Here is a 15,889-nt window from a genome sequence, read left to right as displayed (position 1 = left end):
GGCCGTTGTTGCCCGGTTCAACCGGGACATGCGTGCGCGGTTCAACGGACACATGCCTGCGCGGTTCAACGGACACATGCGTGCGCGGTTCAACGGGCCCATGCCTGCCCGGTGCAACGGGCCATGCATGTCCGGGGCGACGGGCCCATATGGTGTCTTGTTCAACGGGCACATACGGTGAGGACGTTCACCACCCTGGTTCGGCGGTCGCGTAGCCGGCCTGTGCCGGCGCCGCTCCCGAGCCGCGCCGGACCTCGTGGCCGGACAGCCCGGCGCGCCCGAGCACCCAGCTCGCTCCGCGCAGCGCCTTGGCCGCCTTCTTCAGCGGTGCGAGCTGGGCAGCGGCCTGGCGGTGGTCGCCCACGCTTCCCGGTGTGCACACGACGGTCGCGAGGGAGAGGGTGACCGGCCGGCCGCCCGCCGACCAGGGCGCGTCGAGCACGGCGGCGACCAGCGGGTCGAGCGCCTCCTCCGTGGCCAGCACCAGGAAGTCGTCACCGCCGATGTGCCCCACGCGCGCGTGCCCGGCGACCGCCTGCTGCAGCGCTCGCCCCACCGACCGGATCAGTTCGTCGCCCGCGGCGAACCCGGCACCGTCGTTGACCTGTTTGAAATGGTCGATGTCCAGCCAACTGAGGGCGAACGTCCGGCCGTCGGCGATCCACCGGTCCACCTCGCCGGTGACGCTGTCCGAACCGGGCAGCCGGGTCAGCGGATTGAGCCCGGCCGCCTCCTCGACCCGGCTCTCGGCCAGGGCCCGCACCAGGTCCGCGAGCCGTACGACGCCCACGCACCGCCCGTGCCTGTCGATCACCGCGACATCGTCGGAGGTCCGGTCCCGGCCGCCGATCGCGACGACGTCCAGCACCTCCCAGGCGGTGGCGTCGACACCGACGGTGCGGGGCACGTCACCCAGCTTGAAGGCCGGCCGGTCGGCGTACAGGGCGTGGCCGTAACGACCGGACATGGTCAGCAGGAAGCGGGAACGGTGCACCGACCGCACAGGCCTGCCCGCCTGGTCCACCAGCAGCACACCCGAGACGTCCGGCGACCCGGTCAGCAGCGCCCGCACCTGCCCGGCCCGGGCGGTCACCGGCAGCACGGCGGCCGGGCGTACGAACTCCCGCACCGACGGCCCGGACCGGGGGACGCCGACGGCGCCGGGGGAGCGGGGCGGAACGTATACGTCCGCGACGGGGATCCGGGCCGGCGGCGCGAACAGCTCGCCCTGGGCCAGCTGCGCCCCGGCCGACAGAGCCGCCGCACACTGCAGTTCGGTCTCGACGCCCTCCACCGCGACCAGGGCACCCAGTTCCTCGCACAGCGTCCGCATCGCGCGCACCGCGGCCGGCCGCGACAGCAACGAGGCGTCGAGCTTGACCAGGTCGGGCGTGAGGTCGGTGAGCAGCCTGAGCGGTACGTCGCCGTCCCCGATGCCGTCCGCGCTGATCCGGAACCCCTGCTCGCGCAGCACGGCCACGGCCTCCAGCAGGGCCCGCTGCGGTACGTGCGTGTAGGGCGGGACCACGTCCAGCGTCACCTCCCAGGGCAGGCGCCCGGCCGCGCGCACGGCGTCGTGCAGCGGGGTGAGGCCGCCGAGGTCGGCGAGGGTGGCCGCGAACACGTTGAGGTGCAGCGGCAGCAGGGTCTCCTTCCGCGTCGCGGCACGGAGCGCCAACACCGTCAGCCTGCCGTCGAGTTCGGGGTCCCGGCGGGCCTCGGCCAGGATGTCCCCGGTCTCCGGACGGGCGAGCGTCTCCAGGGCGGCGACCGCGCCCGTCCTCAGGTTGACCACCGGCTGGAAGGCGAAGCGGAGAGTGTCCGTCCAGGAGTGCACGTGGAGCATGATTGCGCTGCCCGACTGCGCCCAGGCGCAGTTCATGAGACGTTCACACAGGATTCCGGGTCGGTCACGCAGCGTGGAAGGCCTCTGTAGTCACAGGGGTCCCAGGACGCCCGAGCCGGTCTCCGTCATGCCACCGCGACCACCGCCGATCCGTGCCCGAACAGCCCCTGGTTCGCGGAGATCCCCGTGCGGGCCCCGGTGATCTGCCGGTCGCCCGCGGTGCCTCTCAGCTGCCAGGTCAGCTCGCAGACCTGGGCGATGGCCTGGGCCGGGACCGCCTCCCCGAAGGAGGCCAGTCCGCCACTGGAGTTGACGGGTATGCGGCCGCCCGGAGCCGTCGCCCCCTCCCGCAGAAGCTTCGCCCCCTCGCCCTCGCCGCACAGCCCCAGGTCCTCGTACCACTGCAACTCCAGCGCGGTGGACAGGTCGTAGACCTCGGCCAGGGACAGGTCCTCGGGGCCGATGCCCGCCTCCTCGTAGGCCGCTCGGGCGATGGAGGCCCGGAAGGTCTCCCCGGGGGCTTCCACCGCCACGGCCGAGTCCGTGGCGATGTCCGGCAGGTCCAGCACCGTGTTCGGGAAGCGCGGGGTCACCGTCGACACCGCCCGGATCCGCACCGGACGGGACACGCCGTGCCGGTGGGCGAAGTCCACACTGGAGAGCACCAGCGCCGCGCCGCCGTCGGAGGTCGCGCAGATGTCGAGCAGCCGCAGCGGATCGGCGACCACCGCGGAGGCGGCCACCTCCTCGGCGGTGACCCGCGCGCGGTAGCGGGCGTACGGGTTGAGCGCGCCCATCGCGGCGTTCTTCACCTTGACCAGGGCGAAATCCTCCGGCGTGTCCCCGTGCACCGCCATCCGCCGCCGCGCGTACAGCCCGAAGTACGTCGGGTTCGTCGCGCCCAGCAGGCGGAAGCGCAGCCAGTCCGGATCCTCGGGACGGTCCCCGCCCGCGGGCCGGAAGAACCCCTTGGGCGCCGCGTCCGCCCCCACCACGAGGACGACGTCCGCGAGCCCGGCGAGGATCTGCGCCCGGGCCGTGGCCAACGCCTGTGCTCCGGAGGCACACGCCGCGTAGACACTGGCGACCCTGGCTCCCTGCCAGCCCAGGGCCTTGGCGAACGTCGCTCCCGCCACGTACCCGGGATAGCCGCCACGCACCGTGTCCGCGCCCACGACCGAGCCGACGTCCCGCCAGTCCACACCGGCGTCCGTGAGTGCCGCACGGGCTGCCGCCGTCCCGTACTCCACGAAGGAGCGGCCCCACTTGCCCCATGGGTGCATGCCCGCGCCGAGCACCGCCACGTCCGTCGTCACGCCCTCACCCCCGTCGGCCGCCAGTGCCAGGTCGTCCAGGTCGTCTCCGCGTCCTCGTGGAGCACTCCGGGAACGACCTCCACCTCCATGCCCACCGTCAGATCGGCGACGGTGACCCCGGGAGCCGCCTGTCCCAGCACCACGATCCGCTCGGCCTCGAGCTCCACCGCGATCAACGCGTACGGCTCCCACGGAAGTTCCGGATTGCTCACATAGGGTGACGGCGGCCGGTACCGGCCGTCCGTGTACGACCAGATCCGCCCTCTTCGCGACAAGGCCACTTCCCCCAGCGGGCCGCCGGGGCAGTGCGGATTGCGGCAGTGGACGTCCTCGCGCGGGAAGAACACCGAGGCGCAGGACGAGCAGCGGGTGCCCAGCAGCCGGAAGCCGTCCCCCTCACCGGTGAACCAGCCGGCGACCGCGGGTGTACGCGTCCGGGACAAAGTCCCTCCCTCCCCGAGATCTGACACTGTGTCAGAAGTGTGTCACGGACACCGGGAAATGGGCAGGGCGGAGACATGACACGACTCACCAGCGCAGTCCGCGGTCTCGTCACCGCCCTCGCCGCCCTGCTGGCCGTGACCGCCGCCTCCGCCACCGCCCGGGCGACCACGGAACCCAGAGCTCCGAAGGACTTCGTGGCCCTGTCGACCGTGGACCCGACGATCGTCCAGGAGATCCGCTACTTCACCCCGCACAACTTCGTCGGCGAACGCATCGACGGCTACGAGCAGCCGATCTGCATCCTCACCCGCCCCGCCGCCGAAGCCCTCCACGAGGCGCAGGTCCAACTGCTGCGCGAGGGCTACACCCTGAAGGTCTACGACTGCTACCGGCCCCAGCGCGCCGTGGACCACTTCGTCCGCTGGGCCGAGGACCTGGACGACCAGGCGATGAAGGGCGAGTTCTACCCGAACGTCGACAAGACCCGTCTGTTCGCGGACGGCTACATCGCGGAGAAATCCGGCCACAGTCGCGGCTCGACCATGGACCTCACGATCGTGAGGCTCCCCGCGAGGCCGACCCGGCCGTACCGCCGCGGACAGCCGCTCGTGCCCTGCTACGCGCCCAAGACCGAGCGGTTCCCCGACAACTCCGTCGACATGGGCACCGGATTCGACTGCTTCGACACCCTCGCGCACACGCTCGACCCGCGCGTCCAGGGCGAACAGCGCGCCAACCGCCTGCTGCTCAAGAACACCATGGAGAGCCTCGGCTTCGTGAACCTCGCCGAGGAGTGGTGGCACTACACGTACAAGCCGGAGCCCTACCCGGACACCTATTTCGACTTCCCCGTGTCCCGGAAGTCGCTCGTCAACGGCGGCTGACCAACCTCCGGAAGATGGCCCTCCTCCGATCGGATACAGTCCGCGCGTGTCCGAAACTCAACAACCGACTGTCAACTCCGTACCGGACTCACACTGTTCGAGTTGCGGAGCGCCCTACGGGGAGGGCGTTTCCGGCTGGCCGCGCACCTGCCCGTCCTGCGGTGCCGTCGCCTACCGCAATCCGCTGCCGGTGGCGATCGCGCTCCAGCCCGTGTACGACACCAAGGGCACGGCCCTGGTCGTCATCACCCGCACCATCGCCCCCGCGCGCGGAGGCACGGCACTGCCCGGGGGCTACATCGACGACCGGGAGGACTGGAAGCAGGCCGTCGTTCGCGAGCTCAAGGAGGAGACCGGCATCGACGCGGCCACGCGCGACGTGCGGCTCGTGGACGCCATGAGCTCGCCCGACGGACACCTGCTGCTCTTCGGGCTCCTCCCGGAGCGCCCGGTGGACGGACTCCCGCCCTCCGACCCCACGGACGAGACGGAGGGCTGGCGGCTGCTGCGCAGGCCCGAGGAGCTCGCCTTCCCGCTGCACACCACGGCCGTACGGGCCTGGTTCGAGGGCAGGTACGTCTGAGCGGCGCCGCTCAGCCGAGCCCCCGCACCCGCACCGGGTAAGGCGGCTCGGCGGAGCCGTCCACCTGCTCCCGGGTGACCACCACCCCGCCGCCCTGCCGGCGGGCGACGTAGCGTTCGAGTTCCGGTACGTCCCACCCGTCGCCCGCGTCCGGCACGACCAGACCGCCGCCCGTCCGGCCACGCGCGGGTGCCCACACCTCCAGCTCCAGGCCGCCGTCGGCACCGCGCACGGGGATGACCGCCCCCGCCCGTGCGAACACGGGTGTCCGCGACAGCGGCGCCTCGACGAGGACCTGCCCCGGGCCCTGGTACGCCTCCTCCGTCACCGTGTCGTACCAGCGGCCCCGGGGCAGCTGCACCGCACGCCGGTCGGCACCCGGGTCCAGTACCGGAGCCACCAGCAGACCGTCCCCGAGCAGGAACGCGTCCTCGCAGTCGCGCAGCGCCCGGTCCTCCGGCGCCCCCCACCACAACGGCCGCACATAGGGTGCGCCGGTACGCCGGGCCAGATGCGCCAGCGTCACGAAGTACGGCTGCAGCCGCCGGCGTTCGAGCAGCGCCGCGCGCGCGTGCTCCAGCACCTCGGCACCGAACTCCCAGGGCTCGCGGCGCCCCGCCCGCAGACTCGCGTGGGTGCGGAACAGCGGCAGATACGCGCCGAGCTGGAACCACCTCAGATACAGCTCCGGCGACGGACTCCCGTCGAAACCGCCCACGTCCGGACCCGAGTACGGCACCCCGCACAGCCCGAGGCCCAGCACCAGCGACAGCGACGCCCGCAGCCCGGGCCAGCCCGTCGCCACGTCCCCGGACCAGGTGCCCCCGTACCGCTGCATCCCCGCCCAGCCCGACCGGGAGAACAGGAAGGGCCGCTCCCCGGGGGACAGCTCGCGCAGCCCCTCGTAGCCCGCCCGCGCCATGCAGAGGCCGTACACGTTGTGCGCTTCCCGGTGGTCGCCGCCCCGCCCCTCCAGCGCGTGCCGGGCCGACCGCGGCAGGGTCGGCTCCCCGAAGGCGTTGAACGACGTCGGCTCGTTCATGTCGTGCCAGAAGCCCGCGAAGCCCTGCCCCAGCCGCTCCTCGTACAGCGCGCCCCACCACTTGCGCACGCGCGGGTGCGTGAAGTCCGGGTAGACCGACTCCCCGGCCCACACGACCCCGCGTACCGTGCGCCCGGTGGAGTCCCGCACGAACGCGTCCACGGCCGAGCCGCTGTCGTACACGGCGTTGCCGGGCGCCGCCTTCACGGCGGGGTCGACGATCGACACCAGCCGGATGCCGTCCCGGCGCAGTTCCTCGGCGAACTGCGGCAGCTTGGGAAAGCGCTCCTGGTCGACGGTGAACACCTGGTGGTCGGCGTAGTGGTCGATGTCCAGGTGCACGGCGTCCAGCGGCAGACCGCGCTCCTGGTACCCGGCGACGATCCGCCGCACCTCCTGCTCGCTGCCGAACCCCCACCGCGCGTGCTGGTGGCCGAGCGCCCACGCGGGCGGCAGTGCGGGCGCCCCCGTCAGCGAGGCCCAGGTGTGCAGCACGCGCGCGGGGGTGCCCACCATCACCCAGCAGCGCAGCGGACCGCCGTCCATCCGCACCTCGCAGCGGCCCGTCCGGTCGTGCCCGGACCCGGCGCCCTCCTCGCCCTCGCGCAGGACCACCGTCCCGTCCCACGTGGTGTCGTGGAAGACCAGATGCGTGCCGGCGTCCGCCACCACGAACTGCACCGGCATCGTCAGGTACAGCGGATCGTCCCCGGGACCGAACGCCCGGCCGGGATCGGTGTTCCACAGCCGGTACGTGCCGTTGCGCAGCCTCGGTCCGCGGGCCCGGCCGCCCAGACCGAAGACGCGCGCGTCCGCCGGCACCTCCGACCGCTGCATCCACCGTGCCGTGCCCCCGCCGACCGGCTCCCACCAGCGCGGCGGCAGGTCCCGCCGCAGGGTCACCCCGCCCGGCGTGCACACCTCCACCGCGCCGTGCCGTGAGACGGTGATCGTCACCCGCTCGGCGACCACCCGCCAGCCGCCGTCCTTGTCCGGCTCCAGCACCGCCCGCGGGTCCGGCTCCGGACAGTTCCCCGCGAGCGCGTACGACGGCAGGGGGCCCGCCCCGTCCCATCCCCAGAACACCGCCCCGTTCACCGCGACGGTGACCCGCAGCTCGGACCGGCCGAACCGGATCAGACCACCACCGGGCCCCGGCTCCACCCCCTCCACCTGGCCCGGAACCCGCGCCCGCTCGGCACCCCGCCGCGGCAGCCCCGCGGCGTCGATCCGCCGCCTGCGCCACGCGGCCCGTACGGTACGCAACCCCCGCGCCGCCCTCCCCGCACCCACCACACCCACCGAACGCACCAGGTCACGACCGTCCATGCTGCTCACCCTGCCACTGCCCACCCCACGCGCGCGTGTCGTTCAACTGCCGTTCACCCGTGCCAGGACCACATCTTCACGACATGGACTATGTGGGGCGCACCCTGGTGCAGAAGTCGATCACATGGCATCGTCCCTGTCAGCCGCGTCACGCGCACACCCCAGCCCGTGCGCGGACCGACGCACACGACGCGCACAGCCCGGGAGCCGCCCCCATGACGACCGCGAACCCCCAGCCGCTCTGGCAGCCCGACCCCGAGCGGATCGCCCAGGCCCGCATCACGCGGTTCCAGGCATGGGCCGCCGAGCACCACGGCGCCCCGGCCGAAGGGGGCTATCCCGCCCTGCACCAATGGTCGGTCGACCAGCTGGAGGCCTTCTGGAAGGCCGTCACGGAGTGGTTCGACGTCCGCTTCTCGACGCCCTGTGCGCGCGTGCTCGGCGACCGCGCCATGCCCGGCGCCCAGTGGTTCCCCGGAGCCACCCTCAACTACGCCGAGCACGCCCTGCGCGCCGCGGCCGACCGCGCGGACGAACCGGCCCTCCTGTACGTCGACGAGACCCATGAGCCGCGCCCGGTGACCTGGTCCGAGCTGCGCCGCCAGGTCGGCTCCCTCACCGCCGAACTCCGCGCCCTCGGCGTCCGCCCCGGCGACCGCGTCAGCGGCTACCTGCCCAACGTCCCGCAGGCCGTCGTCGCCCTGCTGGCCACGGCCGCCGTCGGCGCCGTCTGGACCTCCTGCGCCCCCGACTTCGGTGCCCGGAGCGTCCTCGACCGCTTCCAGCAGGTCGAACCCGTCGTCCTGTTCACCGTCGACGGCTACCGCTACGGCGGCAAGGAGCACGACCGCCGGGAGATCGTCGCCGAACTGCGCCGCGAGCTGCCCACGGTGCGTGCCGTGGTCCACATCCCGCTGCTCGGCACCGAGGCACCCGAGGGCGCCCTGGAGTGGTCGGCGCTGACGGCGGGCGACACCGAGCCCGTCTTCGAGCAGGTCCCGTTCGACCACCCGCTGTGGGTGCTCTACTCCTCCGGCACGACCGGCCTGCCCAAGGCCATCGTGCAGTCCCAGGGCGGCATCCTGGTCGAGCACCTCAAGCAGCTCGGCCTGCACTGCGACCTCGGTCCCGAGGACCGTTTCTTCTGGTACACCTCGACCGGCTGGATGATGTGGAACTTCCTCGTCTCCGGCCTGCTCACGGGCACGACGATCGTCCTGTACGACGGCAGCCCCGGCTACCCGGACACCGGAGCCCAGTGGCGGGTCGCCGAGCGCACCGGTGCCACCCTCTACGGCACCTCGGCCGCGTACGTCATGGCCTGCCGCAAGGCCGGCGTCCACCCCGCGCGCGACTTCGACCTGTCCGCCGTGAAGTGCGTCGCCACCACCGGCTCCCCGCTGCCGCCCGACGGCTTCCGCTGGCTGCACGACGAGGTCCGCGACGACCTGTGGATCGCCTCCGTCAGCGGTGGCACCGACGTCTGTTCCTGCTTCGCCGGGGGCGTACCGACCCTCCCCGTGTACACCGGCGAACTCCAGGCGCCCGGCCTCGGCACCGACCTGCAGGCCTGGGACCCCAGCGGCAAGCCCGTCATCGACGAGGTCGGCGAGCTGGTCGTCACCAACCCCATGCCCTCCATGCCGATCCGCTTCTGGAACGACCCCGACGGCAGCCGCTACCACGACAGCTACTTCGACACCTACCCCGGCGTCTGGCGACACGGCGACTGGATCACGGTCACCGCACGCGGCACCGTGATCATCCACGGCCGCTCCGACTCCACCCTCAACCGGCAGGGCGTGCGCATGGGCTCGGCCGACATCTACGAGGTCGTCGAGCGCCTGCCCGAGATCAAGGAGTCCCTCGTCATCGGTCTCGAGCAGCCCGACGGCGGCTACTGGATGCCGCTGTTCGTGCACCTCGCACCCGGCGCCGCCCTCGACGAGGCACTCCTGACCCGCATCAAGCAGACGATCCGCGAACAGCTCTCGCCGCGCCACGTACCGGACGAGATCATCGAGGTACCCGGCGTCCCGCACACCCTCACCGGCAAGCGCATCGAGGTCCCCGTCAAGCGCCTGCTGCAGGGCACGCCGCTGGAGAAGGCGGTCAACCCCGGATCCATCGACAACCTCGCCCTGCTCGGCTTCTACGAGGAGCTCGCCCGCAAGCGCGCCTGACCGCCCAACGGGGAATCACCCTCCATAGGTGGCCTCGGACTCGCCCAGCACGGTGGCGAAGTCCGAGGCCAGACGAGCCGCGTCGGCCGGCTCCAGGCCCGCGGTCGCGATCCGCACCCCCGGCCCGGCAGCCAGCCGGAACCTCGCCCCCGCGGCGACCCACCAGCCGTACGACCGCAACCCGTTGACCACCGCCGACTCATCGCGCACGGGCACCCACAGGTTCAGGCCGCTCGCGGCGTGCGCCACGACCCCCCGTACGGCCAGCTCACCGGCCAGCGCGGAGCGCCGCAGCGCGTACGTCTCACGCGCGCGTGCCACCAGCGCGCGCGTGTCCTCGTCCGTCATCAGTCCGTACACGGTCTCCTGCAACAGGTGACTGACCCAGCCCGAGGTCATCAGCAGCCTGCCGTCGTGCCGGGCGAGCGTGACCGGGTCACAGGCCGCGGCCGCCCAGCGCAGATCGGTCCCCAGGAACTTGCTCACGGAGCGCACGTGGACCCAGCGCGTGAGCCCGCTGCCGGTCACCGTGTGCAGCGTGGCGCCGGCCACCTCGGAGGCATGGTCGTTCTCCACCACGAGCACGTCGGGCGCGCCCCGCAGCACCTCGGCCAGGGCATCGCGACGGGCGGCGGAGAAGCAGCCGCCGTACGGGTTCTGCGCGCGCGGGCTGAACACGACGGCCCGCACCCCGGCCCCGAGCGCTTCGCGCAGGGCCTCCGGGCGCATCCCCTCGTCGTCCACGACGACCGGTACGGTGCGCAGCCCCAGCGCCGCGACCAGATCGAGCAGATGGTGGTACCCCGGATCCTCCATGGCCACGGCGTCGCCGGAACGCAGTTCGACCGACAGCACGCGGTCGATCAGATCCAGCGCTCCGTGCGCGAACGTCACGTGGTCCACGGGGACCCCGTCCGCTCCCAGCCAGTCGCGCACCGCGTCCTCGAGCCGCGCCAGCCGGGGCGCGGAGCGATGCGAGTGAGCACCGGGGGAAAGGCGTGACGGCGGCAGCAGAGCGGGCAGCAGCGCCGGGTCGGGGTGTCCGCCGGCCAGGTCCCGCAGCCCTTCGGGCACCTTCGGCGGCCGACGCGACGCGACCGCGGGAGCCGGAGCGACCACGGTGCCGCCCCGGCCGCGCGTGACGACGATGCCGCGCCGCCGCAACTCCTTGTAGGCCGTGGCGACCGTGCCCGGACTCACCCCCAGGTCGTCCGCGAGCCGCCGCACGGGCGGCAGCGCCACTCCCGGGGTCAGTGCTCCTTCGGCCACGCCCCGTTCGACGGATCCCGCAATTCCCCTGGCCGTCGTACCACTGATCTCATATTGTGTTGCCACGTTGATAATTATGTACCAATACATAACTCGGAGCAAGGGACAAGCTCCGTCCAAGGGGGAACAGTGGACGCCACGTCCGAGGCCGCGACCCGGCCGTCACGCATACCAGGCGGCCGCGACGGACGCCGGATGCTCCTCATCACCCTCACCGACCGCATCGGCAGCGGCCTGTGGGCATCCGTCTCCGTCCTGTACTTCACCTACGTCTCCGGCCTCTCCGTCGCCCAGGTCGGCACCCTCGCCGCCGTCTCCGGCGCCGTCGGCATCGCGGGCGCACCCCTCGGCGGACGCATGGCCGACCGCTTCCCCCTCACCCGGATCCTGACCGGAATCCAACTCCTGCGCGCCCTGGCGTCCTTCGGCCTGCTCACCACCGACCACTACCTCCCCCTGCTCGCGATCTCCGCCGTCGGCAGCCTCGGCGACCGCGCCTCCAGCGTCCTCACCAAGCTCTACGCCACCCGCGTCGCCGGACCCGACCGCGTCCGCTACCAGGCCGTCAACCGCACCGCGTCCAACGCCGGCTGGGCCCTGGGCGGACTCGCCGCCGCTGCCGCCCTCACCCTCGGCACCACCACCGCCTACCGCTGGCTCCTCACCGGCGACGCCCTCTCCTTCCTCGCGATCGCCCTCCTCACCCTGACCTGTGCCGAACCCCCGTCCACCAGCCGCGTCCGCGCCCCCGGCACCCCACCCCGCACCACCAGGCCGGCGAACCCCTGGCGCGACCGCACCTACCTCGCGTACGTGGCCACCGACCTCGTCCTCTTCCTCGACGACTCCGTCTTCCAGCTCGGCCTGCCCCTGTGGATCGCCCACACCGAGGGCGTACCCCACGGCCTCGCACCCCTGCTGCTAGTCCTCAACAACGTGATGGTGGTCGCCTTCCAGGTACCGCTCGCCCGCTACGGCACCACCACCGCGGCAGCCAGGAAACTGCTCACCCCGCTGTCCGCCGCCTCCGCCGCCGGCGGCGTCACCATGGCCCTGTCCGCCACCGGCGGCACCACCCGGGCGATCTGCCTGCTCACCGCATCCGCCGCCCTGTTCACCCTGGCCGAGATGCTGCACGCAGTCGTGTCCTGGGAACTCTCCCTGGCCCTCGCTCCGGACCGCGCGCAGGGCGCCTACCTCGGCGTCCACGGACTCGCCCAGTCCGGACAGCGCAGCCTCGGCCCACTCGCCGTCACCGCCGCCATCGCCACCGGCCCCCTCGGCTGGACCGTCTTCGGCGCCACCATCGCCGCGACCTGCGCACTTCAGCACCGCCTGGTCCGCGACCGGCTCCGGCCGAGCCCGTTGTCAGTGCCGCCGGTTACGGTGAGTGAGCACTGATCGACCGCGCACTTTGGGGGAAACATGGCGCACACCGACCACCAGACCATGCGACGCGTCCTGCGCCGCGAGATCGCCGGCACCATCGGTCTGCTCACCGACGAACACGACTTCCGCGCCATGCGGCGCTACCGCAGCTTCACGTTCGACGACCACGCGACCTATCTCAGGCAGATCGAGGCCGTCCTCAGGGCCCGCGCCGCCCAGGGCACCCACACCACACTCGCCCTCTTCGACCCGGAGGACTACGCCACCTACTGCGCGCAAGCCGACCTCGACCCGGAAGCCCCGGCCAGCCGGTCCCGGTTCACCGCGGAACTCGCGGCCACGGGCCCCACCATCCCCTACGACGGCCGCCCCCTGGCCACCCTCGTACCCGCCCTCGTGGACGAAGCCGTCCGACAGGCGACGTGGGAGTACGCCACCACCCTGCTCTCCCGCCTCGGACCCTGCCCCACCTGCGGCGAGGACATCGGCAGGGCGGCCTTCACCCGCGCTTCCGACCTCCTGGTCCGCATCCTCGATACCGCCCCGCCCGGCGAGCGGCACCTGGTGTGCAGCGTCTCCGGACCACCCGACACCCTGGTCGCCGTCCTGCACGGCGACCAGGACGGCGACGGCGGCATCCGCCTGGACGAGGCCGAGGTCCTGGAACTGACCAGTGTCCTCGCACTCGGCCTCGCGACCCGAAGCCCCGGCGGACTCGTCCTGCGCACCAGCACCCCGGACACGGCCGACCGGGTCTACGGCTGGCGACTGCGCTGCGGCGGCATCGAACCACTCACCGCCTCCGAAGTCTTCGACGCCTACTGCACCGACGTCGAATCAGGCGATCTCATCTCCCCGGAATCCGGCGTCGACTACTGCGAACCCCCCGACCTCGGGGACACGAGCAGGACACCGGGCCACCGCCACTGAACGCACCAGGGGCGCCCCACCCGAAGGCGGGACGCCCCTGAACCCGGCACACCCAAGGCGCCGGCACGGCTACTCGCCGGACAGCACCGCCTGAGCCGCGCCGCGCGCCTCCTCGGCGCTGTCCGCGGCACGGGCGGCCGCGGCGGCCCGCTCGCACTGCGCCAGCGTGTACTTCGCCAGCGTCGCCCGGACATAGGGAATCGACGCCGCACCCATGGACAGGGAGGTGACACCCAGACCGGTCAGCACACAGGCCAGCAGGGGGTCGGACGCGGCCTCACCGCACACGCCACAGCTCTTGCCCTCGGCCTTGGCCGACTCCGCGGACAGCGCGACAAGGTCCAGCAGCGCCGGCTGCCACGGGTCCTGAAGCCGGGAGACCGCACCGACCTGCCGGTCGGCCGCGAAGGTGTACTGCGCGAGGTCATTGGTCCCCAGCGACAGGAACTCGACCTCCTGAAGGATCGAACGCGCCCGCAGCGCCGCCGACGGGATCTCCACCATCGCGCCGAACTTCGCCTGCAGCCCCGCCTCACGGCAGGCGTCCGCGAACGCCTTCGCGTCCGCGCGGTCCGCCACCATCGGCGCCATGACCTCGAGGTAGACGGGCAGCCCCTCGGCGGCCTTCGCCAGCGCGGTCAGCTGCGTACGCAGCACCTCGGGGTGGTCGAGCAGGGTCCGCAGACCACGCACGCCCAGCGCGGGGTTCGGTTCGTCAGCCGGCGTCAGGAAGTCCAGCGGTTTGTCCGCGCCCGCGTCCAGCACCCGCACGACCACACGGCCCTCGGGGAACGCCTCCAGCACCTGCCGGTAGGCCTCCACCTGCTTCGCCTCGGAAGGAGCGTTCTTGCTGTCGTCCAGGAACAGGAACTCGGTACGGAACAGACCGACACCCTCGGCCCCGGCCTCCACAGCGGCCGGTACGTCCGCGGGACCGCCCACATTGGCCAGCAGCGGCACCTTGTGCCCGTCCGCGGTCGCACCCGGCCCGGTCGAGGCGGCCAGCGCGGCCTTGCGCTCGGCGGCCGCCGCCTGCAGCTGCGCCTTCTTCTCCTCGCTCGGGTTCACGAAGATGTCGCCGGTGCTGCCGTCGACGGCGATCACCGTGCCCTCGGCCAGCTCACCGGCGCCCGGCAGCGCCACCACCGCCGGCACCCCCAGCGCCCGCGCCAGGATCGCGCTGTGACTGGTCGGCCCGCCCTCCTCGGTCACGAAACCGAGGACCAGCGAGGGATCCAGCAGCGCGGTGTCGGCGGGAGCCAGGTCCCGGGCCACGAGCACGTACGGCTGGTCGCTGTCCGGCACACCCGGCATCGGAACGCCCAGCAGCCGGGCGACGATACGATTCCGCACATCATCGAGGTCGGCCACGCGACCGGCCAGGTACTCGCCCGCGCCGGCCAGCAGCTCCCGGTACGCCGCGAACGCGTCGTACACCGCACGCTCGGCCGTGCTGCCGACGGCGATGCGCCGGTCCACATCCGCCATGAGCTCGGGGTCCTGGGCCATCATGGCCTGCGCCTCGAGCACGGCCTGGGCCTCGCCGCCGGCCAGATTGCCGCGCGCCATCAGATCGGCGGCCACGGCGTCCACGGCCTGGCGAGCACGCCCCTGCTCACGCTCGGCCTCGTCGGCCGGGATCTGCTTGGCCGGCGGCTCCAGCACCGCCGTCCCCATGTGCCGAACCTCGCCGATGGCCACGCCGTGGCTCACGCCGACGCCTCGCAGCGTTGTCTCCATCTCACCCGTCTCCGATAGTGCGGCGGGTCCCGCCGCCGCGGTGGTTGTCCTGATCGCCGTCGGGTGACGGCACTGCCGTCAGTTCCAGGCGAAGAGGCTGTCGCCGGCCTTCACGTCTCCGCTGTCACGGAGGTCGGAGAGGGACTCGGCCGTGGCTTCGAGTGCGACGACGGGGCAGACCGGGGACTTGCCGGCGGCCTCGACGGCGGCAGGGTTCCAGCGCACGACGGCCTGCCCGCGCGTGACGGTGTCGCCCTTGTTGACGAGCAGCTCGAAACCTTCGCCGTTGAGCTGCACCGTGTCGATGCCGAGGTGGGTGAGCACGCCGTGTCCGCTTTCGTCCACGACGACGAAGGCGTGCGGGTGCAGGGAGACGATGACGCCGTCCACGGGCGCCACGGCCTCGGAGGGCTCACGCACGGGGTCGATCGCGGTGCCCGGGCCGACCATGGCCCCGGAGAAGACCGGATCCGGCACGGCGGCCAGTCCGATGGCACGTCCGGCAAGAGGGGACGTCACGGTGGTCATGGGAAGCCTCCCAAGGAGTGGAGCTGCTTACGGGCCGTCACTGCCTGTCCCGGACGGCGCTGAGCAGCAGGGTATGTCATGTGAAGTGGCGGTTCCGTATAGAAGCTACCAGCAAGTGGTCTAGACCACCAACCCCGCGGATTTGCCCCGTGTTCAAGGCTCCGTGTACAGTCGTAACCCTGCTTGGGGCGGAGCGCCGTGAGAGCGCCCTCGCTCAGCAGAACCCAAACTCGTCAGATCCTATCTCTGGATCCGCTTCTGCATGTCCGCAGGGGGGTGGTCAGGGAGACGGAAAAACCCTGGTAGAGTTTGAAACACCGAAGGGAAGCCCGGAGGAAAGCCCGAGAGGGTGAGTACAAAGGAAGCGACCGTTCCTTGAGAACTCAACAGCGTGCCAAAAGTCAAC

12 protein-coding genes are annotated in these 15,889 nt (G+C 72.3%); 5 read left to right on the top strand and 7 right to left on the bottom strand.

The features are described 5' to 3' along the window. Positions 1-187: 187 nt before the first annotated feature. From AB0D93_RS30520 to AB0D93_RS30510, 3 genes are all read right to left on the bottom strand, one after another. The gene (locus AB0D93_RS30520; RefSeq protein ID WP_362126129.1) at positions 188-1,837 is read right to left on the bottom strand and encodes a GGDEF domain-containing protein; all 1,650 of its coding nucleotides are present in this window, start codon (positions 1,835-1,837) and stop codon (positions 188-190) included. A gap of 134 nt (positions 1,838-1,971) precedes the next feature. Further along, the gene (locus tag AB0D93_RS30515; RefSeq protein WP_362126126.1) at positions 1,972-3,162 is read right to left on the bottom strand and encodes a lipid-transfer protein; all 1,191 of its coding nucleotides are present in this window, start codon (positions 3,160-3,162) and stop codon (positions 1,972-1,974) included. Then, positions 3,159-3,605: a zinc ribbon domain-containing protein gene (locus tag AB0D93_RS30510; protein ID WP_362126124.1), complete on the bottom strand. Its 447-nt coding sequence runs from the start codon at positions 3,603-3,605 to the stop codon at positions 3,159-3,161. Before AB0D93_RS30510 ends, AB0D93_RS30515 begins: the two co-directional genes overlap by 4 nt. 75 nt (positions 3,606-3,680) lie before the next feature. Between AB0D93_RS30510 and AB0D93_RS30505 the strand changes: the two genes are divergently transcribed. Both AB0D93_RS30505 and AB0D93_RS30500 read left to right on the top strand, forming a co-directional pair. Beyond that, positions 3,681-4,490, top strand: coding sequence for a M15 family metallopeptidase (locus AB0D93_RS30505; RefSeq protein WP_362126122.1), 810 nt, complete (start codon positions 3,681-3,683; stop codon positions 4,488-4,490). A gap of 46 nt (positions 4,491-4,536) precedes the next feature. Next, the gene (locus AB0D93_RS30500; protein ID WP_362126119.1) at positions 4,537-5,073 is read left to right on the top strand and encodes an NUDIX domain-containing protein; all 537 of its coding nucleotides are present in this window, start codon (positions 4,537-4,539) and stop codon (positions 5,071-5,073) included. A gap of 10 nt (positions 5,074-5,083) precedes the next feature. Here AB0D93_RS30500 and AB0D93_RS30495 read toward each other — a convergent pair whose 3' ends face one another. After that, positions 5,084-7,444, bottom strand: a complete 2,361-nt coding sequence (locus AB0D93_RS30495) for a glycoside hydrolase family 31 protein (protein ID WP_362126116.1) — start codon at positions 7,442-7,444, stop codon at positions 5,084-5,086. 215 nt (positions 7,445-7,659) lie between these two features. Here AB0D93_RS30495 and AB0D93_RS30490 point away from each other — a divergent pair, with 215 nt between their 5' ends. After that, entirely contained in the window at positions 7,660-9,627 is a 1,968-nt protein-coding gene (locus tag AB0D93_RS30490; protein WP_362126113.1) for an acetoacetate--CoA ligase, read from the top strand. 15 nt (positions 9,628-9,642) lie between these two features. Here AB0D93_RS30490 and AB0D93_RS30485 read toward each other — a convergent pair whose 3' ends face one another. Further along, positions 9,643-10,962: a GntR family transcriptional regulator gene (locus AB0D93_RS30485; protein ID WP_362126110.1), complete on the bottom strand. Its 1,320-nt coding sequence runs from the start codon at positions 10,960-10,962 to the stop codon at positions 9,643-9,645. A gap of 129 nt (positions 10,963-11,091) precedes the next feature. On the opposite strand from AB0D93_RS30485, the gene AB0D93_RS30480 reads away from it, so the two are divergent. Together AB0D93_RS30480 and AB0D93_RS30475 are read left to right on the top strand one after the other, a co-directional pair. Beyond that, positions 11,092-12,297 (top strand): MFS transporter, encoded by a 1,206-nt coding sequence (locus AB0D93_RS30480; protein WP_362126107.1) that lies wholly within the window; start codon positions 11,092-11,094, stop codon positions 12,295-12,297. Positions 12,298-12,321: 24 nt separating this feature from the next. Then, positions 12,322-13,215 (top strand): hypothetical protein, encoded by an 894-nt coding sequence (locus tag AB0D93_RS30475; RefSeq protein WP_362126104.1) that lies wholly within the window; start codon positions 12,322-12,324, stop codon positions 13,213-13,215. 69 nt (positions 13,216-13,284) lie between these two features. Here the strand turns inward: AB0D93_RS30475 and ptsP are convergent, their stop codons facing one another. Beyond that, positions 13,285-14,955, bottom strand: a complete 1,671-nt coding sequence (gene ptsP / locus AB0D93_RS30470) for a phosphoenolpyruvate--protein phosphotransferase (RefSeq protein ID WP_362126101.1) — start codon at positions 14,953-14,955, stop codon at positions 13,285-13,287. Positions 14,956-15,033: 78 nt separating this feature from the next. Beyond that, a complete protein-coding gene (locus tag AB0D93_RS30465; protein ID WP_362126098.1) occupies positions 15,034-15,483 on the bottom strand; it encodes a PTS glucose transporter subunit IIA in 450 nt (149 codons plus the stop codon). Between the last annotated feature and the right edge of the window lie 406 nt (positions 15,484-15,889).

The organism is Streptomyces sp. NPDC048191 (assembly GCF_040652655.1).
Taxonomy (GTDB): Bacteria; Actinomycetota; Actinomycetes; order Streptomycetales; family Streptomycetaceae; genus Streptomyces.
The sequence above is the reverse complement of the archived record's forward strand: the minus strand, read 5'-3'. Positions and strand labels throughout refer to the sequence as shown.